A 16,136-nucleotide genomic window follows, 5' to 3' on the forward strand; every position below is an offset into this window, starting at 1 on the left:
GATCGTGCGTCTTTGTCGGCCTGAACCCTGCGCTTTGCTTCGCCTCGTAAGGAAAGCCTCTGTGCTCACCCCCCACTCGCCGCTCCCGCCCTACCCTCCCGGACCGCGGCCCGATCCGAGCGAGTCCGACCCGTGGCTCGCCGCCTCGCTCCGGTCGCCTTCCTGGGCCGCGGACCCCTATCCGCTGGCGGCGCTGCTGGAGCGCCACTGGGAGCCGGTGTACGACTTCGCCGTGCTGTGCGCGCCCACCACGGGCCACCCGGCGGCGGCACTGGCGGCGGCTGCCGTGCACCAGGTGCTCAAGGCCCTGGAACGCTCGGGTCCTGTTGCGGCGCTGCGTCCCCTCCTGCTCATGGCGGTACGGGACACGGCCGCCGAGTGGGCCACGGAACGGCAGCCGTCGGCCGGGTCATCGCCGCTCGGGTCCGCGTGCCCGTTGCCCGCGGGTAACGGCACCTCCAAGGCCGCGGACACCCGTGCCACCGCCGGTGCGGCGCAGCAGGCCGGCGCCCCGGCGGGGCTGCCCACCGACCCCGGTGACCGGCGGATCGCACGGCACGCCTTCGACTCCCTGCCGCCGGTGGGGCAGTGCCTGCTGTGGCACACCGCCGTCGAGGGCGAGCCCGTCTGGGTACCGGCCACGTTGCTGGCTCTGGACATCGGGACGGCGTTGACCGAACTCGAAAAGGCCCGGGGACAGTTCAAGGCGGGGCTGTTGCACTGGCACACGGACCTCGCCGAGCACGCTGCCTGCCGCTTCTACAACCGGCTGCTCGACACCCAGCCGCGCGGCCGGGCCTTCCTGCCGGACGTGCGACACCACGTGTTCGGCTGCACGCACTGCGCGGGCGTCGTGACGCAGCTGGAGCTGTACCGCCGCCGGCCCGGGGCACTGCTGGCCCAGGCCGTGCTCGGCCCGCCGGCTGCCGACTACCTCGCCTCGCGGCCCGGCCGGCGCCCGCACCACGCCGACGGAGCGGGCGCAGCCGAGGAGTCCGGGGCGCCCGCCGTGCCGGTGGCCGCGCAGCCGGCGCGCACGGGCCGCGGCAGGCGCTCCGGGCGGCACCGCCTGATGCCGGCGGTCACCGCACCCCGGCAGCTGCCGCCCGCCCGACCCGCGTCGAGGGTGCTGCGCACCGGCGCAGGGCTCGCTTCGGCCTGTGCGCTGGGCGCGATGCTGGCGGCCGCGCTGTGGCCGTCGGGCGGCGCCGGTGGGGCGGTGCCGCCGGGGGACGCGGGCGGCGCGCCCACCGAGTCCGGCACGCCCGACGCGGAGGCACCGCCCGCGGACGCGGTGCCCGTGTCCACCCCGGACGGAGCCGGCTCGGACGCCACGACGCGACCGGTCGCCGGGGCGCGATCGCCGTTCGGGGCGGGCCGGTCACTGCGCGGGGAGCCGGACGACCCCGCCCTGCGGTCGGGCGACAGCTGAGCCACGCTGGACACGGCGGCAGCCGATGCCCGGCCGGGCCGGACCGGCGCAAGGGGGCGGGCGCCGGAGGTACGGACACTGGAGGTGGTGATGCTCCCCGTCGAGGCGCTGGAACGGATCGCGTTCCTCCTGGAGCGGGCCCAGGCGCCCACCTACCGGGTGCGGGCCTTCAGGACGGCGGCCGGCGTGGTCGCGGCCATGTCCGAGGGGGAGCTCGCCGAGCGCGTCGCCGCCGGGTCGCTGGAGTCGGTCAGGGGCATCGGGCCGAAGACGGCACAGGTCGTGCGGGAGGCGCTGGCGGACCAGGTGCCCGGATATCTGGACCGTCTCGAACATGAGGCCGAAACGCCCCTGGTGGACGGCGGCGAGCGGCTGCGGCGGCTGATGCGTGGCGACTGTCACCTGCACTCCGACTGGTCGGACGGCGGCAGCCCCATCGAGGAGATGGGCCGGGCCGCGGCAGCGCTCGGCCATGCGTGGGTGGTGCTCACCGACCACTCTCCGCGGCTGACGGTGGCCCGTGGCCTGTCCGCGGAGCGGCTGCGCGAGCAGCTCGCGGTGGTGGCCGAGCTGAATGCGCGCTGGGCACCGTTTCGGATGCTCACCGGCATCGAGTGCGACATCCTGCCGGACGGCTCGCTCGACCAGGATCCAGAGCTGCTGGCGCGCCTTGACGTGGTGGTGGTCTCCGTCCACTCGCAGCTGCGCATGGCGGCGGATGCGATGACGCGCCGGATGGTCACCGCCGTGCGCAATCCGCACGCGGACATCCTGGGACACTGCACCGGCCGGTTGGTCGGGGGCGGCCGGGAGCGGCCGGAGTCCACGTTCGACGCCGAGGAGGTCTTCGCGGCGTGCGCCGCCGCGGACACCGCCGTGGAGATCAACAGCCGTCCGGAGCGCCGCGATCCGCCACGTCGGCTGCTGCGCCGGGCGGTTGCGGCCGGCGCACTGGTCGCGGTGGACACCGACGCGCACGCCCCCGGACAGCTCGACTGGCAGATCATCGGCTGTGCCCGTGCCGAGGAGTGCGAGGTGCCGCAGGAGCAGATCGTGACCACCTGGACCGTGGATCGGGTCCTGGCGTGGACGGGCGGTGCCGCGGGCTCCGCGCCAGGCGCATGACGCGGCCGCGCGGCGCCCCGTGGGTGCCCCCGCGCGGATGCCGCGGCGCACCAGGATGTTTGGGGAGCCGCTCGGCGTTGAACCCGAGGAGTGACCGGCAGGGGACCGACGGTCCGTCGGCCGGCCCCGTATCCAGCAGGGTTCTGACGAGCAGAGCAGTAGGACGAGGTGACGTGAACGATGCCATTGGACGGTGAGTACGAGCCCAGCCCCAGCCAGCGGGCCCGCGAACAGGTCGAGTTGTTCGAGGGCTCGGGCGGCAGGGAGGGGACGACGATGCGGGGCATGCCCGTCGTCATCCTGACCATGTACGGCGCGAAGAGCGGCAAGATCCGCAAGACACCGCTGATGCGGGTGGAGTACGAGGGTGCCTATGCGGTGGTCGCCTCCATGGGAGGCGCCCCGCAGCATCCGACGTGGTACCACAACCTCGTCGCCGATCCGCGGGTGGAACTCCAGGACGGCCCGGTGCGCCAGGACATGATCGCGCGTGAGGTCACCGGGGACGAGAAGGCACTCTGGTGGAGCCGCTCGGTCGAGGCGTTCCCGGACTACGCCGACTACCAGACGAAGACGGACCGCGAGATCCCGGTCTTCGTGCTGGAGCGCGCGGAGAAGCCGCACTGATCGACCGGTCCGGCGACCCGGCCGGACCGCGCACCGTCCGCACCCGCGCAAGGGGGCGGGCGGTGCGCGGCGTCAGGCCGGCACTCCCGCGTGCCGGGCGAGACCGTTGAGGATCCGGTCCGGTGTCAGCGGCAGCTCGCGGAACCGTACGCCGGTGGCGTGGTGCACCGCGTTGCCGATCGCCGCGGCGGCGCCGACGATGCCGATCTCACCGATGCCTTTGCTTCCCATCGGGTTGAGGTGCTCGTCGTCCTCGTCGATCCAGTGGGCCTCGATGTCCGTGACGTCGGCGTGCACGGGCAGGTGGTAGGCGGCGAGGTCCTTCTCGGTGAAGTCGCCGAAGACCGGTTCCATGGTGGACCCCTCCATGAGGGCCATGCCCAGGCCCATCGTCATGGCGCCGATGAACTGGGAGCGTGCGGTGCGCGGGTTGAGGATGTGCCCGGCGGCGAAGACGCCCAGCTGACGACGGACCCGCACCTCGCCGCTGTCGGTGTCGACGTGCACCTCGGCGAAGTGGGCGCCGAAGGCGTCGCGCGCCCAGTCGGCCTCGCGGCCCACGGTCTCGGCGGTGTCGGCCTCGGCGCCGATCCCTTCGGCGGGCAGGGGTCCCGTGTGCTCTTTCAGTCGCGCGACCAGTGCCGTGCAGGCGGCATGCACCGCCGCCCCCCAGGAGGAGGTGCCGGACGAGCCGCCGGCCACCGATGCCGCTGGCAGGGCGCTGCTGCCGATCTCCATCCGCACCGCGGCGAGCGGCACGCCCAGCGCGTCGGCCGCCACCTGGCTGAGGACGGTGCGCGCCCCGGTGCCGATGTCGGCCGCGTTGGTCCGCACGGTGTACGTGCCGTCGGGGTGGGCGTGCGCGCCGGCTCGGGACGGCATCTGGTAGACGGGATAGAGGGATGCTGCGACGCCGGTGCCGACCAGGTCCGCTCCCCTGCGGTCGTGTCCGGGCCGTGCGGGGCGGCCGGCCCAGCCGAACCGCTCGGCGCCCTCGCGTAGGCAGGCGACGAGGTTCCGGCTGCTGAACGGGCGGCCGGTGTCCGGCTCACGGTCGGGTTCGTTGCGTACCCGTAGCTCGACGGGGTCCATGTCCAGGGTGCCGGCGAGTTCGTCCATGGCCGTCTCCAGCGCGAACATCCCCGGTGCCTCGCCGGGGGCGCGCATCCAGGACGGGGTGGGGACGTCGAGCGGGACGGCGCGGTGTTCGGTGCGGCTGTGCCCGGAGGCGTACATGACGCGGGCGGGCACCGCGGCCTGCTCCACGAACTCCTTGACGCGCGAGGTGTAGGTGGTGATCTCGTGAATGACGGACGTCAGCCGGCCGCCGTCGTCGGCGCCGAGTCGTACCCGGTGCAGGGTCTCGGCACGGTGGCCCACCACTGCGGGCATCTGACGGCGCGGCAGGGCGAGGGTGACCGGCCGGCCGACGTGCCGGGCGGCCATGGCGGCCAGCACCACGTGCGGCCGCGGTGTGCCCTTGCTGCCGAAGCCGCCGCCGACGTGCTCGCTGACGGCGGTGACGTGGTCCTCGGGCAGCTCGAAGAGGGCGGCGAGGGCCGTGGCGACCGCGGTGGAGCCCTGGCTGGAGTCGTGCACGGTGAGCCGGTCGCCGTGCCACTCGGCGGTGGCGGCGTGCGGCTCCATCGGGTGGTTGTGCTCCGGCGGCACCCGGTAGGCGGCGTCCAGGCGCACCGGTGCCGCCGCGAACGCGGCGTCGGGTTCGCCGCGCTCCCGCAGCCCCGGGTGGCCGCCGTTGGCCGTCTCGGGCAGGTAGCCGTCGGGGTGGTCGACGGTCAGGGTGACGTCGTGCGGCTCGGTGTCGTAGTCGACGTGGACCGCGGCGGCGCCGGCGCGGGCGGCTTCCAGGGTCTCGGCCACCACCAGCGCCACGTACCAGCCGTAGTGCGGCACCCGTTCGTCCTGGAGCACCGACAGGGTGGGGTCGCCGGCGTCGCCGAGCCGGGGTGCCGTGGCGGGCGTGAGCACGGCCAGCACCCCGGGCTGGTCGAGGGCGGCCCGGTCGTCCACCGCGAGGACGCGGCCCCGGCTCACGGCAGCGGGCACCGGCCAGGCGTAGGCCCGGGCCGGGGGGTGGTGCTCGGCGGCGTAGCGGGCCGCGCCGGTGACCTTGTCCCGGCCTTCGCGGCGTTCGAGCGGGCTGCCGAGGAGGGCCGTGGTCCCGCGCGTGCCGGTGCGGCCCGGGCGGGACCCGCTGGCTGCCGCCGTGGTGTGGGGCATCGCCGGTTCCTTCCGTGGGGCGGTTCGCGGGGTGCGCTGCCGCGGCCGTGGGCCGGTGGCCGCCTGAGCGGTCAGCCGGCGCCGTGTCCGCCGGCTCCGGGTGGCCGGGCTCCGGTCAGCCGGGTCAGCAGGTCGCGTGCGAGGCCACGGGCGAGGTCGACCTTGAAGGCGTTGTCGCCCAGCGGCTCGGCCCGGGCGAGTTCGGCGTCGACGGCCCGTGCGATGGCGTCGGCCGTGGGGGGCGCGCCGATCAGCCAGTTCTCGGCGTGCCGGGCCCGCCACGGCCGGTGCGCGACGCCGCCGAAGGCGAGTGCGGCATGGTGCACCCGGCCGCCTTGGACGTCGACGACCGCTGCCGCCGACGCCAGCGCGAACGCGTACGAGGCACGGTCGCGTGCCTTGCGGTAGGCCGAGGGCAGCCCGGCGCTGTGCGCCGGCAGCGTCACCGCGGTGATCAGCTCGCCGGGCCGGATGATCGTGTCCTGCTCGGGCCGCTCCCCCGGCAGCCGGTAGAACTCCTCGACCGGCACGGTGCGCACACCGTCCCCGCCGTGCAACTCCACCGTGGCGTCGACGGCGACCAGCGCGACGGCCAGGTCGGACGGGTGGGTGGCGATGCAGCGCCGGGAGTGGCCGAAGATGGCGTGGTCGCGGTGCACGCCGTCGAGGGCGGCGCAGCCGCTGCCGGGTTGCCGTTTGTTGCAGGGTTTGGTGAGGTCCTGGAAGTACGGGCAGCGGGTGCGCTGGAGCAGGTTGCCGCCGGTGGTGGCGACATTGCGGAGCTGGCCGGAGGCCCCGGCGAGGAGCGCCTGGGAGACCACCGGCCAGCGGGCCCGGACCAGGGGGTGGGCGGCCAGGTCGCTGTTGCGCACGGTGGCCCCGATCCGCAGCGCGCCGTCGTCGCATTCGGCGACGCCGTCCAACGGCAGACGGCTGATGTCCACGAGCGTGTCGGGTGTGGAGACGCCGAGCTTCATCAGGTCGACGAGGTTGGTGCCGCCGCCGAGGTACTGCGCGCCGGAGTGCCCGGCGTAGGCGGCGGTGGCCTCCTCGACGGTGCTGGCCCGCACATAGGCGCAGGGCTTCATGTGACCACGTCCTGTACGGCGGCGACGATGTTCGGGTACGCACCACAGCGGCAGATGTTGCCGCTGAGCCGGGCACGAACCTCCGCGGAGGTCAGGGGCACCGGCCGATCCGCCGGATGGTCGAGGGCGGTGACGTCGGAGGGCCGGCCCGCGGTGGCCTCCTCGAGGACGCCGGCCGCGGAGCAGATCTGTCCGGGCGTGCAGTAACCGCACTGGAAGGCGTCCCGGTCGAGGAAGGCGCGCTGCAAGGGGTGCAGCTGCTCGCCGTCGGCGAGTCCTTCGACGGTGGTGACGGCATAGCCGTCCTGTGCGACCGCGGGCAGCAGGCAGCTGTTGGCCCGGCGCCCCTCGACGAGGACCGTGCAGGCGCCGCACTGTCCGTGGTCGCAGCCCTTCTTGGCCCCGGTGAGCCCGAGCCGCTCGCGCAGCAGGTCCAGCAGGGCCGTGCGGTTGTCGACGACGAGGGTGCACGGCTCCCCGTTGACCTGGAGCGTGATGCGGGTGTGCGTGACGTCCGCCCCGCCGTCCGGGCTGCCCGTATCGGGCCCGGAGGGCTGGTACGGCGGGTACGGGGCGTGGGTGCCCGGGTGCAGGGTCACGGTCCTCACCTCTTCGGGGGCGGCTCGCCGGACTCAGGGGTTCTCGGGCGTGTCGGAGGTTCCGGGGGGCTTGGAGGTCTCCGAGACCTCCGTGGCCTCGGGGGTCTCGGGGATCTCCTCCTCGATACCGGGAACCACGTGGACGGCGGCTTCTTCGGCCGACGCCGCGGCGCCGGCGATGCCGACGTCGTCGGCCACCAGGGCCTTCTCCTCGTCCTCGTGCGCTCCTTCGTCGGGGGCGACCAGTCGCCCGGCGCGGCCTTCGCCGACCTCGTCGTCGCGTGGTTCGCCCTCTCCGCCGGGGAGGTCGCCGATGCCGTTGCCGGACGCCCAGGCAGCGGTGTCCGGCTCCTCCTGCGCCAGGCGCCGGTCCAGGGACTCGCCCGTGCTCTGCTCCAGCGGCGTGGTGCCGTCCTTCTCGACGGCCAACGGCCGCTCGGGCGGGGACGCGCCCTCGTCGTAGGGGTCGGCACCCCGGTCGATCAGGGTGTCCTCGGATTCGCGGATGCCCTCGTACTCCGGTACTTCGCTGTCGTCGGGAGCGTCCGGCTGGTAGACCTCGTCTCCTCTGGGCTCCTCGGTGCGCATGATCGCAGCGCCCTCCATCCGTCGTACGGCTGACTCGTGCCGCGTATCCAGACGAGGACGGGCCACACCTCCCAGGCCGGCCGCGGCAACGATCCGGTGGCGTGCCGGAACCTCGGCCGTCCGTTCCGAAGCAGGAAAAGCCCGCTGGGAGGGGGCGAAATCCAGCAGGCTTCGAACCCTCGTCCGAACAATTGATCAATATTCGCCCTGGGTTACGCAGCACGATTTTCGGACCATTTCCCCGCACCGCAGAAATATGATCCTTTTCGCAGACCGCGACACGCTCGACACTCTTCGTTGCACCGGGCACGCAAGTAGCACCTTTCGGCCAACCGACGCGGGACATCCACCCGTCGCAGTCGGGTTGGCCGGAACCTGCGGTGACAGCAGACCCCGAAAATCGATATTCGTCGTGTGATCACAACAAGTTCAACAGGCGTGACGCTCCGCTCACCTGGCAGTGGCGCACGCGATGGGGGCTGCAGTGCACGACGAGATCTTGTGCCAGGTCACCGCCTACGGGGTCTGCGGCGGCATGCGCGTGGGGGTGCCGCTCGGCACCTACCGGGCACCCACGCTCCCGCTGGCCCTGTGGTGGCTGCGGGACCGTGCCGCCTGGATTGCCGACCGGCTCGATCCCAATCCGGCTGCCCCCTTCATTCCGGCGACGGCTCTTGTTCAGGTGGCGGATACCGTACCGGACGTGTCGCACGCGTTTCGCACCTGGTGCTCCGATGCGGCAGGCCAGGAAAATGTCGCCGATCAACTCGCCGCCGGCCAACTGATGCGGTTCGCCACGCAGGACGACACGACGGAATACGAATTACTGGCGGAATCCGTGGATGCGCTGCGGATGCGTCGAGCCATGCCACTCCTGGCCGGCAGGGTGCCACTCCGGGACTGACCCGCCGAGACGGCGCCGACGACCGCCACCCAGGGCGGACACCGCCGGGCAAGGCGAGGGCGGACCCGTCACACGAGGGCGGGACCTCCAGCGCATCCGGGCATCCGGGCATCCGGGGCCAGCCCGTACCGGAATGATCCGCCCCGGTATATCCGTTTCTCCCTCAGTTGACCTAACGTGTTATTGACCCGTGATGACGGACCATGGAAGGGACACGGCCGGGCGTGCCGGCAGGCACGGCGCGGTCGGGGCCGACCCGAAAACATTCACTCCGGGGTGATGGCGATGCGCAGCCGCTTCCAGCCCGACCGGCGCCTGACGGCTCGGATGCTGGTGACACTCTTCCTCCTGGGCCTGCTGTACGTGGCCTTCGTCGCGGCGCTGATCGTGCTGCTGAAGTCGGTGGTGCTGGTCGTCGTGGTGGCGGCACTGCTGCTGGGTGCGCAGTACTGGTTCTCCGACCGGATCGCGCTGTACGCCATGCACGGCCGGATCGTCTCCCGTGAGGAGGCACCCCGGCTGCACGGCATCGTGGACCGGCTGTGCGCCACCGCCGACATGCCCAAGCCGGAGGTCGCCGTCTCCCGGCTGGACCTCCCCAACGCCTTCGCGACCGGGCGCAACCCCAATCACGCCGTGATCTGCGTGACCGACGGGCTACAGCGACGCCTGGAGGCCGAGGAGCTGGAAGGTGTCCTGGCGCACGAGTTGTCGCACGTCGCGCATCGCGACGTCGCGGTGATCACCGTCGCCTCGTTCCTGGGGGTGATCGCCGGGCTCGTCATCCGGTTCGCGTTCTACTCGCAGCTGTTCAGCCGGCGCGACCAGAACACGGTCCTCGTCCTGGCAGTGGTGACCGGTGTGTCGGTGGCGGTGTACGCGATCAGCTTCGTGCTGATCCGCGCCCTGTCCCGGTACCGGGAGCTGGCCGCGGACCGGGCCGGCGCGCTGCTCACCGGGCGACCGTCCGCGCTGGCTTCCGCGCTGACCAAGCTGACCGGCGACATCGCCCGGATCCCCACCCGCGACCTGCGTACCGCGAAGGCGTTCAACGCCTTCTACTTCACGCCCGCCGTCGGGACCATGGACACCTTCGGCCGGATGTTCTCCACCCACCCCAGCCTGGAGCAGCGCTTGGACCAGCTGTCCAAGATCTCCGCCCAGCTGGGTCCGGCACCCGACACGCGGAGCTGAGGCCGGTGGGACTGCTCGACACCCTGCTCGGCCGCAGCAAGCCGGCCCCGCCCGATCTGGACCAGCTCTTCGCGCTGCCGTCCGCGGCGGTGACGCTCCAGGCGGCGACCTCCTTCACTCCGACCGGACTCGGCTCGGTCTGCTTCTCCAGCGTGGAGGGAGCCGAGTTCGCGCAGGTCCACGACGGGGTGCGGGAGCTGCTGGACGCGGACACGGCACGCAGCGGGCCGCCGGTCACGTTCGAGCGTGACGACTACGGCTATTCGTGGCTCGTCTCCCGCCGCGCGCCCGACGACCTGCCGTCCCTCGTCAGCGATCTGCACGCGGTCAACTCGGCGCTCCAGGACAACGGGTTCGGTCCCCAGCTGCTCTGCTCCCTCGCCGGCTTCGAGGACCGGGAGGGCAGGCGGCTCGCCCTGGTGTACCTGTACAAGCGCGGCACCTTCTACCCGTTCGCGCCGCTGGCCGGGGAGCGCCGTGACAATTCCCTGGAGCTCCAGATCCGCGCCACCCTGACCGACGACCTGCGGATCGAGCAGGACCTCACGCGCTGGTTCCCGGTCTGGGGCGCGCCGGGGATCTGATGGCACCCGGGACGGCATCCGGTCCTGCACGGCCCTCGTCCGCCGCCACAGGGCGCACAAGGGCGAGTGGTGATCGCCGGTGGCCGGGGCGACGATGGCGAGTATGAGTGCCACGAACGAGCCGGGCGGCGCCGGGGCGAAGCCGCTGCCCGCGCTGCCCGAGGACTGGGAACGCTGCCTGGTGCTGGTGGCGCACCCCGACGACATCGAGTACGGCACATCGGCCGCGGTCGCCCGCTGGACCGCCCAGGGCAAACAGGTGAGCTATGCGCTGGCCACCCGCGGGGAGGCCGGGATCGACGGCGTGCACCCCGATCAGGCGGGACCGGTGCGCGAGCGGGAGCAGCGCACGGCGGCCCGTGCCGTGGGCGTCGACGACGTGGAGTTCCTGGGCCATCGGGACGGCTGCGTCGAGTACGGGTTGCCGTTGCGCCGCGATCTCGTACGGGCCGTGCGGCGCCATCGCCCCGAGGTCGTGGTGAGCGGTGCCTTCACGGTGCGGATGGTGCTCGGGCTCACCAACCAGGCCGACCATCGCGCGGTGGGCCTCGCGGCCCTGGACGCCGCCCGCGACGCGGGCAACCGCTGGATCTTCCCCGAACTGGCCGACGAGGGCCTCGCCCCGTGGGACGGCGTACGGTTCGCGGCCTTCGCAGCGCCCGAGCATCCCACGCACGGCGTGGAGGTGGCGGGCGATCCGCTGGAGCGGGGCATCGCCTCCCTCGCCGCCCATGCGGCCTACGCCGCGGGGCTCGGCGAGCGGTCCGTCGACCCGCGCACCTTCCTCACCTGGGCCACCGGCATGGCCGGCCGCGCCATGGGCGTCGACGCCGCCGTCCTCTTCGAGGTGCACCAGCTGGTCCCGGAGGGCCCACCGCCGTGGGAGTAGCGGCGGCTCCCGTGGCCGGCCGGTCGCCGGACGGCTTATATCCGCCAGTCGCGCAGCTGGCCGGCCGCCGTGTAGACGTCGGCCTCACCCTCGCGGACCTTGCGCACCAGGCTGGACAGGGCACCGTAGGGCGGATCGATGCCCTCGCCGGACTGGCCCATGTACTGGGCGGCGACCAGGGCTGCGTACAGGGAGTTCATGTGGGGCAGCGGCTCCAGGCGCACTATGGCGTGCAGCAGCGCTGCGGCGCGCCAGGCCGCGTCCGGATCGGAGGCGGCCAGCGTCGGCATCTTCGTCCGGTGGCGGGCGGCCGCCGCGACGAGGGCGGAGTAGTCGGCGACCGACACGTCCTCGGGCATGGCACGCTCCTGGACGTCCAGGAGCCATGACACGTCGACGTAGAGGATCATCTGGCGACCGCGGTCCCTCGACCGCCGCCGCGGCGCCGTGAGGGCGGCAGCTCGTCGGGGAACGCCTCGTCGAACTCGGCGCTCAGCTTCTCGCTCCAGGCCAGGGCGCCCGCCACGAACTGCTTGCGCTGGTGCTCGCGCACCCCGAGATCGTGCAGGTACTGCTTGAGGCTCTTCCCCTCGGCCGCGGCCGCCGCCCGGACCCCCTCGAGTTCCTCGTCGGTGAACGACACATTCAGGGATGGCATGAGCTCACGGTACCAATCAGGTGCCACCCGAAGCACATCCCACCTGCCCACGGCGCGCCGCAACCTCGCCCCCGGCACCGCAGCCGCCTCTCCCCCGGTACCGCAGACCCTCTGGCGAATACCTCTTTGTCAGAGCTAACCTTCTTGGTATGACCACCGACGACACCCCGCCGGAAGAGTTCGCCGACGCCCTGGCCGGACTCCTTCGGCTGATCCGGCGGCGGGTGCGGAGCACCATGCCCGCGCCACCGCTGCGCGGCGCACAGGCCGAGCTGCTCCGGCTGGTGGTCGCGCGGCCCGGCATCCGCGTCTCGGACGCGGCGAAGGAGCTCTACCTCGCGGGCAACTCGGTCTCCACCCTGGTCAACCAGCTCAGCCGGGCCGGCTACCTGGTGCGCGAGACCGACCCGGACGACCGCCGATCCACCCTGCTGCGGCCCACCCCCGCCGCGGTCTCCCGGTTGCGGGACTGGCAGGCGCGGCGCAGTGCACTCGTACGGGAGCAGGTGGCCCGGCTGAGCGAGGCGGACCAGGCCGCGATCGCCGCGGCGGTCCCCGCGCTGCACCGGCTCGCCCGGCGGCTGCACGAGGACCGGGCGGACGGCAGGGCCGGACCACAGGCCACTGAGGGAGCGGAGGGAACGGGCCCATGAGCGACACGCCGGAGGCGGACATGAGCAAGCAGGCCGACACGCCGGGACCGGGCCCTTCCGGCCCACCCCCGGACACGCCCGGGGCAACGACGCCCACGGCCGCGGACGCCGACCGGAACACCACACCGGAACCGGACCGCGCCACCCCGGCGCAGCACCACGCGCCCACGACACCTTCCCCCGCCACTCCGCAGGCCAGCACCCCGCAGGCCGTCACCTGCACCGGGCTCACCTACGCCTTCGGCGAGACGAAGGCGGTGGACGGGCTCGACCTGACGGTCGCCGCCGGTGAGGTGTTCGGCCTGCTCGGGCCGAACGGCGCGGGCAAGACCACCGCGATCCGCTGCCTCACCACCCTGCTGCCGGTGCCGGCCGGCATCGTGCGGGTCTTCGGGCACGACGCGGCGCGCGAGCGCATGTCCGTGCGCCGCCTGCTGGGCTACGTACCGCAGCAGCTGTCCGCCGACGCAGGGCTCACCGGGCGGGAGAACGTGGCGCTGTTCGCCCGGGTCTTCGACGTGTCGCGGCGGGAGCGGGCGGCCCGGGTCGACCAGGCGCTGGCCGCCGTCGACCTCGGCGACGCGGCCGACCGGCTCGCCAAGACGTACTCGGGCGGCATGATCCGCCGTCTCGAACTCGCCCAGGCCCTGGTCAGCGCGCCGCGGCTGCTGATCCTCGACGAACCCACGATCGGGCTCGACCCCATCGCCCGTACCAGCGTGTGGGAGCACATCAACGCGGTACGGGCCGCCACCGGCATGACCGTGCTGGTGACCACGCACTACATGGACGAGGCCGACCAGTACTGCGACCGGGTGGCGCTGATGCACCGGGGGCGGATACGGGCCCTCGGCACCCCGGACGAACTCAGGGACGAGCTGCGCAGCCGGCGCCGTGCGGCCGGGGAGACCCCCAAGGAGCCGACGCTGGAGGACGTCTTCCGGGACGTCGCCGGCAGCGGCCTGGACGAGTCAGGAGACTTCCGCGATGTCCGACGCACCCGCCGCACCGCCACCCGTGTCGGCTGAGCCTCGCCCCGGCGCCCCCGGGAACAGCGCGCCGGCCACCGGTCTCGACCTGCTGGTGACCCCGCCGGCGGTGCGCGCCGGCTGGCGGGTGCTGCTGGCCCGGATCGGCGCGATGTGCGCGGTCGAGTTGCAGAAGCTGCGCCATGACCGCACCGAGCTGTACACCCGGGCGATCCAGCCCGCGCTGTGGCTGCTGATCTTCGGTGAGACGTTCACCCGGATCCGGGCCATCCCGACCGGCAAGGTGCCGTACCTCGACTATCTCGCGCCCGGCATCATCGCCCAGTCCGCGATGTTCATCGCGATCTTCTACGGAATCATGATCATCTGGGAGCGGGACGCCGGCATCCTCACCAAGCTGCTGGTGACACCGACGCCACGCGCCGCGCTGATCACCGGGAAGGCCTTCGCGGCCGGGGTGAAGGCACTGATCCAGGCGGTCGTGGTGGTGGTGATCGCGGCGCTGCTCGGCGTGGCGATGACCTGGAACCCGCTGCGGCTGCTGGGGGTGGCCGCCGCGGTGGTGCTCGGCTCGGCGTTCTTCTCCTGCCTGTCGATGACCATCGCCGGGATCGTGCTGACCCGGGACCGCCTGATGGGCATCGGCCAGGCCATCACGATGCCGCTGTTCTTCGGCTCCAACGCGCTGTACCCGGTGTCCGTGATGCCTGGCTGGCTGGGCGTCGTCAGCAAGATCAATCCGCTGAGCTACCAGGTCGACGCGTTGCGCGGGCTGCTGCTCGGCACCCCGTCGCACGTGGGTCTCGACTTCGCGGTCCTGCTCGTCGCCGCGCTGCTCGGCATCACCGCCGCGTCGTCCCTGCTGGCCCGCCTGGCCCGCTGAGGTGCGGTGCGCCGCCCCGTGAGCGCACGCTTGCCGGGGCGGCGCCGGTTGGCCGGCGCGCCCGAATTCCGTTCCAATCCATCCCACCCACGGCTACCCATAAAGGAGAGATAAGCGCAGAATGGGATAAAAGGTCACACACCACGGCCGTAAGCACGGTCGGACTTCGCAAGCGAAGGAGTCGAGTCCCATGGCCGACCTTTTTCACCGCAGGCGGGCTAAGCGGTCGAGCCCCCCGGAGCAGGCGTCCTACCGCAGGGAGCCGGGGCGACCCGGCGCCGGCGAAGACACGTCCTACCGGAGGGAAACGACCCAGCGCAGCTCCGTGGCAGAGGCCTCCCACCCCAGGGAGGACCTGTCGACCCACCCCGACGTCGGGGAAATGAGGGAGCGGTACAACCGCGTGCTGGGCGGACACGACGTCGCGATCATGGACGCGCCGGTCTTCCTGATCGGCCTGTTCTGCGCCGTCTCTCCCTGGATCGTGCACTTCACCACGACCCAGAACCAGTTGCTGGTGCACAACGTGATCATCGGCATCGCGATCGCCCTGCTGGGTTGGGGCTTCGCCCTGACGCCGCACCGGATGTACGGCCTGAGCTGGGCCATGTGCGCCATCGGCACCTGGCTCGTCATCTCGCCCTGGATAGTCGGCACCCATCCCGACAAGGGTGTCATCGCCACCAATGCCTCCATCGGCGGCCTGACCATTTTGATGGGACTGTTGTGCGCGGCCGTGGCTGCGAAAGCCCGTAGCCGCCGCGCTCGCGCACGATCCGCTTAGCCGGATCGCGCGCCCGCACGGCACGCATACGTGCGCACGTAGGGAAGCGCAGACGTAAGGAGCGTGATCGGGCCCGCGCAACGCCGAACTCCGCCACAGGAGGGCGCAGGGCCCTGAACCAGCGAACGACCGACGCCCGACCGCGGACAACGCGGCCGGGCGTTCCCATGGCGCGACGCCCCGGCACCCATCCCACCCCACACCCCCCCGTCAGGCACCCTTGTCCGACAGCAGCCGGGACTTCGTATATGTTTTCGACCATGAGCACAGCGGAGAACGACACGCAGCAGGCGACGGAGCGGATCGGCCCACCCCTGGCCGCCGACGAGCGGGAGACGCTGCGGACGTTCCTGGACTACCACCGTGCGACGCTCGCCATGAAGTGCGACGGACTCGGTGACGAGGATCTGCGTCGGCAGTCGATGCCGCCGTCCACGCTGTCGCTGCTCGGCCTGGTGCGACACATGGCCGAGGTGGAACGCGCCTGGTTCCGCAGGGTGGTCGACCAGGAGGACATCCCGCTGGTCTGGTCCGATGACGGCGACTTCCAGGTGGCGTACGACGCGCGCGACTCCACCCGGGACGAGGCGTTCACGGCCTGGCAGGCGGAGGTCGAGCGGGCTCGCCGGATCGAACGGGCCGCCACCTCGCTCGACGCGACGTTCCCCTGCCCCAAGTGGGGCGGCGATGTGTCGCTGCGGATGGTGATGCTGCACCTCATCCACGAGTACGCCCGGCACAACGGCCATGCCGACTTCCTGCGTGAGGCGATAGACGGCACCGTGGGGGCCTGAGCCCACACTCGCGCCGTCGTACCACCCTCTCCTTTCGGCGCACGACCTCCTTCCTGCTCACCGGCACCGCCCAGGCCCCAAGTCCAGAGCCCGCGACGGCAGTA

The 16,136-nt window shown here is 72.5% G+C and carries 18 protein-coding genes; 12 read left to right on the forward strand and 6 right to left on the reverse strand.

Going from position 1 to position 16,136, the window contains the following annotated elements:
* The first annotated feature begins 61 nt into the window (after nt 1–61).
* From NQO67_RS05210 to NQO67_RS05220, 3 genes are all read left to right on the forward strand, one after another.
* Complete coding sequence (locus NQO67_RS05210) at nt 62–1,432, forward strand: hypothetical protein (protein ID WP_255947185.1); 1,371 nt, start codon at nt 62–64, stop codon at nt 1,430–1,432.
* Nucleotides 1,433–1,522: 90 nt separating this feature from the next.
* A complete protein-coding gene (locus tag NQO67_RS05215; protein WP_255947187.1) occupies nt 1,523–2,557 on the forward strand; it encodes a PHP domain-containing protein in 1,035 nt (344 codons plus the stop codon).
* A gap of 180 nt (nt 2,558–2,737) precedes the next feature.
* Nucleotides 2,738–3,184: a nitroreductase family deazaflavin-dependent oxidoreductase gene (locus tag NQO67_RS05220; protein ID WP_255947189.1), complete on the forward strand. Its 447-nt coding sequence runs from the start codon at nt 2,738–2,740 to the stop codon at nt 3,182–3,184.
* A gap of 72 nt (nt 3,185–3,256) precedes the next feature.
* Here NQO67_RS05220 and NQO67_RS05225 read toward each other — a convergent pair whose 3' ends face one another.
* The 4 genes from NQO67_RS05225 to NQO67_RS05240 all read right to left on the reverse strand — a co-directional run bounded on the left by NQO67_RS05225 (nt 3,257) and on the right by NQO67_RS05240 (nt 7,700).
* On the reverse strand, nt 3,257–5,425 hold the full coding sequence (locus tag NQO67_RS05225; RefSeq protein ID WP_255947191.1) for a xanthine dehydrogenase family protein molybdopterin-binding subunit: 2,169 nt from the start codon (nt 5,423–5,425) through the stop codon (nt 3,257–3,259).
* 71 nt (nt 5,426–5,496) lie between these two features.
* Complete coding sequence (locus NQO67_RS05230; RefSeq protein ID WP_255947193.1) at nt 5,497–6,513, reverse strand: FAD binding domain-containing protein; 1,017 nt, start codon at nt 6,511–6,513, stop codon at nt 5,497–5,499.
* Nucleotides 6,510–7,010 (reverse strand): (2Fe-2S)-binding protein, encoded by a 501-nt coding sequence (locus tag NQO67_RS05235; protein ID WP_255948425.1) that lies wholly within the window; start codon nt 7,008–7,010, stop codon nt 6,510–6,512. The genes NQO67_RS05230 and NQO67_RS05235 overlap by 4 nt, the downstream gene beginning before the upstream one ends.
* A 135-nt stretch (nt 7,011–7,145) precedes the next feature.
* The gene (locus NQO67_RS05240) at nt 7,146–7,700 is read right to left on the reverse strand and encodes a DUF5709 domain-containing protein (RefSeq protein ID WP_255947195.1); all 555 of its coding nucleotides are present in this window, start codon (nt 7,698–7,700) and stop codon (nt 7,146–7,148) included.
* Nucleotides 7,701–8,184: 484 nt separating this feature from the next.
* On the opposite strand from NQO67_RS05240, the gene NQO67_RS05245 reads away from it, so the two are divergent.
* The 4 genes from NQO67_RS05245 (at nt 8,185) to NQO67_RS05260 (ending at nt 11,271) form a co-directional block, all read left to right on the forward strand.
* Nucleotides 8,185–8,604 carry a hypothetical protein gene (locus NQO67_RS05245; protein WP_255947197.1) on the forward strand — a complete coding sequence of 140 codons (420 nt, stop codon included), beginning with the start codon at nt 8,185–8,187 and terminating at the stop codon, nt 8,602–8,604.
* 285 nt (nt 8,605–8,889) lie between these two features.
* On the forward strand, nt 8,890–9,798 hold the full coding sequence (htpX, locus tag NQO67_RS05250) for a zinc metalloprotease HtpX (RefSeq protein ID WP_255948428.1): 909 nt from the start codon (nt 8,890–8,892) through the stop codon (nt 9,796–9,798).
* A 5-nt stretch (nt 9,799–9,803) separates the two neighbouring features.
* Nucleotides 9,804–10,382, forward strand: coding sequence for a PspA-associated protein PspAB (pspAB, locus tag NQO67_RS05255; protein ID WP_255947199.1), 579 nt, complete (start codon nt 9,804–9,806; stop codon nt 10,380–10,382).
* A 103-nt stretch (nt 10,383–10,485) separates the two neighbouring features.
* A complete protein-coding gene (locus tag NQO67_RS05260; protein ID WP_255947201.1) occupies nt 10,486–11,271 on the forward strand; it encodes a PIG-L deacetylase family protein in 786 nt (261 codons plus the stop codon).
* A gap of 35 nt (nt 11,272–11,306) precedes the next feature.
* On the opposite strand, the gene NQO67_RS05265 is transcribed toward NQO67_RS05260, so the two are convergent.
* On the reverse strand, nt 11,307–11,681 hold the full coding sequence (locus NQO67_RS05265) for a toxin Doc (protein WP_255947202.1): 375 nt from the start codon (nt 11,679–11,681) through the stop codon (nt 11,307–11,309).
* A complete protein-coding gene (locus NQO67_RS05270) occupies nt 11,678–11,929 on the reverse strand; it encodes a hypothetical protein (RefSeq protein ID WP_255947204.1) in 252 nt (83 codons plus the stop codon). The genes NQO67_RS05265 and NQO67_RS05270 overlap by 4 nt, the downstream gene beginning before the upstream one ends.
* Nucleotides 11,930–12,078: 149 nt before the next feature.
* On the opposite strand from NQO67_RS05270, the gene NQO67_RS05275 reads away from it, so the two are divergent.
* From NQO67_RS05275 to NQO67_RS05295, 5 genes are all read left to right on the forward strand, one after another.
* Nucleotides 12,079–12,582, forward strand: coding sequence for a MarR family winged helix-turn-helix transcriptional regulator (locus NQO67_RS05275; RefSeq protein WP_255947206.1), 504 nt, complete (start codon nt 12,079–12,081; stop codon nt 12,580–12,582).
* On the forward strand, nt 12,579–13,610 hold the full coding sequence (locus tag NQO67_RS05280; RefSeq protein WP_255947227.1) for an ATP-binding cassette domain-containing protein: 1,032 nt from the start codon (nt 12,579–12,581) through the stop codon (nt 13,608–13,610). Before NQO67_RS05275 ends, NQO67_RS05280 begins: the two co-directional genes overlap by 4 nt.
* Complete coding sequence (locus tag NQO67_RS05285) at nt 13,570–14,454, forward strand: ABC transporter permease (RefSeq protein WP_255947229.1); 885 nt, start codon at nt 13,570–13,572, stop codon at nt 14,452–14,454. The genes NQO67_RS05280 and NQO67_RS05285 overlap by 41 nt, the downstream gene beginning before the upstream one ends.
* Nucleotides 14,455–14,779: 325 nt before the next feature.
* Nucleotides 14,780–15,238, forward strand: a complete 459-nt coding sequence (locus tag NQO67_RS05290) for an SPW repeat protein (RefSeq protein ID WP_255948430.1) — start codon at nt 14,780–14,782, stop codon at nt 15,236–15,238.
* A gap of 260 nt (nt 15,239–15,498) precedes the next feature.
* Entirely contained in the window at nt 15,499–16,032 is a 534-nt protein-coding gene (locus NQO67_RS05295) for a DinB family protein (RefSeq protein WP_255947231.1), read from the forward strand.
* The last annotated feature ends 104 nt before the right edge of the window (nt 16,033–16,136 follow it).

This window comes from Streptomyces odontomachi, from assembly GCF_024435355.1.
Classification (GTDB): Bacteria; Actinomycetota; Actinomycetes; order Streptomycetales; family Streptomycetaceae; genus Streptomyces; species Streptomyces odontomachi.

What these genes read in the sequence shown, in the direction of transcription:
- NQO67_RS05240 (WP_255947195.1), bottom strand. Translation starts at nt 7,700, where the DNA reads ATGCGCACCGAGGAGCCCAGAGGAGACGAGGTCTACCAGCCGGACGCT.
- NQO67_RS05280 (WP_255947227.1), top strand. Translation starts at nt 12,579, where the DNA reads ATGAGCGACACGCCGGAGGCGGACATGAGCAAGCAGGCCGACACGCCG.
- NQO67_RS05270 (WP_255947204.1), bottom strand. Translation starts at nt 11,929, where the DNA reads ATGCCATCCCTGAATGTGTCGTTCACCGACGAGGAACTCGAGGGGGTC.
- NQO67_RS05275 (WP_255947206.1), top strand. Translation starts at nt 12,079, where the DNA reads ATGACCACCGACGACACCCCGCCGGAAGAGTTCGCCGACGCCCTGGCC.
- NQO67_RS05285 (WP_255947229.1), top strand. Translation starts at nt 13,570, where the DNA reads ATGTCCGACGCACCCGCCGCACCGCCACCCGTGTCGGCTGAGCCTCGC.
- htpX (WP_255948428.1), top strand. Translation starts at nt 8,890, where the DNA reads ATGCGCAGCCGCTTCCAGCCCGACCGGCGCCTGACGGCTCGGATGCTG.
- NQO67_RS05215 (WP_255947187.1), top strand. Translation starts at nt 1,523, where the DNA reads ATGCTCCCCGTCGAGGCGCTGGAACGGATCGCGTTCCTCCTGGAGCGG.
- NQO67_RS05260 (WP_255947201.1), top strand. Translation starts at nt 10,486, where the DNA reads ATGAGTGCCACGAACGAGCCGGGCGGCGCCGGGGCGAAGCCGCTGCCC.
- NQO67_RS05265 (WP_255947202.1), bottom strand. Translation starts at nt 11,681, where the DNA reads ATGATCCTCTACGTCGACGTGTCATGGCTCCTGGACGTCCAGGAGCGT.
- NQO67_RS05230 (WP_255947193.1), bottom strand. Translation starts at nt 6,513, where the DNA reads ATGAAGCCCTGCGCCTATGTGCGGGCCAGCACCGTCGAGGAGGCCACC.
- NQO67_RS05220 (WP_255947189.1), top strand. Translation starts at nt 2,738, where the DNA reads ATGCCATTGGACGGTGAGTACGAGCCCAGCCCCAGCCAGCGGGCCCGC.
- NQO67_RS05225 (WP_255947191.1), bottom strand. Translation starts at nt 5,425, where the DNA reads ATGCCCCACACCACGGCGGCAGCCAGCGGGTCCCGCCCGGGCCGCACC.
- NQO67_RS05295 (WP_255947231.1), top strand. Translation starts at nt 15,499, where the DNA reads ATGAGCACAGCGGAGAACGACACGCAGCAGGCGACGGAGCGGATCGGC.